The organism is Parapedobacter sp. ISTM3 (assembly GCF_016533505.1).
In the GTDB taxonomy this organism is placed as follows: Bacteria; Bacteroidota; Bacteroidia; order Sphingobacteriales; family Sphingobacteriaceae; genus Parapedobacter; species Parapedobacter luteus.
The window spans coordinates 1-1,017 of the sequence record NZ_JAENGN010000057.1 but is presented as its reverse complement, the minus strand read 5'-3'; the positions used below and the strand labels follow the sequence as shown (position 1 = coordinate 1,017).

The following is a 1,017-nucleotide window of genomic DNA, read 5'->3' as shown; positions in this document are numbered from 1 at the left end:
CCTGGCCATACTGGAATAAGCTTTCCGGAGCGCTGTCCTCCATCGCCACTGCACGCGCATACCAGTTTTCCGCAGCCTCGTAGTCCTTCATCTGGCTGTAACAATAAGCCAGCCGCTCCACATCCGCCACACGCGGCTTTTTCGCATCCGCCAGTTTCAAATAGAGCGCCGCTGCATTGGCGTATTCATACCTGCCGAATGCCTGATCCGCACGGTCGCGCAGACCGGGTTGCTCCTGAGCGTACACGGCCGCACTTGTCATCATGACGATGATTGCTGGAAATGTGGTGGCAAAAAAACGGATGCCAGTCAGTAGTTTATCTTTCATAACTCGTTTGCTTCTCATCAGAGGAGGCAGGAAGCTTCCTCCTCATCACGTTATAATCAATTGAAATTCGATCCATATGGAAAAAAACCCGAATAATATAATGGTATGCCCGTTCCTCGTCTCGCAGCTCATAGACGAAATCACGCAGGGAAATGATATAACGGCAGCTATTGAGATAGGATACCACAACGGGCAGTTCCTCCCTGTCCGACAACCAGATTTCCATCTGGTAGTCACGCCGGACATAGCGGAACCCGCGTTTCCCGTCGAGAAATAAGGCAAGCTTCTCCAATAACATCGTGATACGTTATACCTCCGTGTACATTCAGTGAAACGGCTCAGAAAAACCTCGGGCTCAGCAGGCGCTGGTCGCGCCGGCCGAAGGTGATGCCCAGCGTAACCTCGTGCGAACCGTTCTGCACGCTGCTCAGCTGGCTCAGGATATGGTCGTACGAATACCCGATGCGCAGCGTCGGCGTGGCGTAAAGCTGCGTGATGGCCGATACCGAGTTCCGCCGGTTCAGCGCATTGCCCGTAAAACGCTCGTAATTCTTCTTGAAAACCGTCACGCCGGTCCGCCAGCCGCCGCCGATCCAGAAACGGTCCCCGAAGACGAACATCGCGTTCAGGTCCAGGCTCGTCGGCCCTTTGAAGTCCTCTTTCAGCAAGAGGCTGGGGCGCAACCGCGT

At 54.6% G+C, this 1,017-nt stretch carries 2 protein-coding genes and 1 pseudogene; all 3 read right to left on the bottom strand.

Going from position 1 to position 1,017, the window contains the following annotated elements; genetic code table 11:
* A pseudogene (locus tag JHJ32_RS22570) lies at window positions 1–328 on the bottom strand (hypothetical protein); the annotation flags it as partial.
* Window positions 318–626 carry a hypothetical protein gene (locus JHJ32_RS22565; RefSeq protein WP_200122990.1) on the bottom strand — a complete coding sequence of 103 codons (309 nt, stop codon included), beginning with the start codon at window positions 624–626 and terminating at the stop codon, window positions 318–320. The gene JHJ32_RS22565 and the pseudogene JHJ32_RS22570, both read right to left, overlap by 11 nt.
* Window positions 627–666: 40 nt before the next feature.
* Window positions 667–1,017: type IX secretion system membrane protein PorP/SprF (locus JHJ32_RS22560; RefSeq protein WP_200122988.1), on the bottom strand; the 351-nt coding region annotated here is incomplete at its 5' end.

Coding starts and splice junctions, on each gene's coding strand:
- JHJ32_RS22565 (WP_200122990.1), bottom strand. CDS start 626: ATGTTATTGGAGAAGCTTGCCTTATTTCTCGACGGGAAACGCGGGTTC.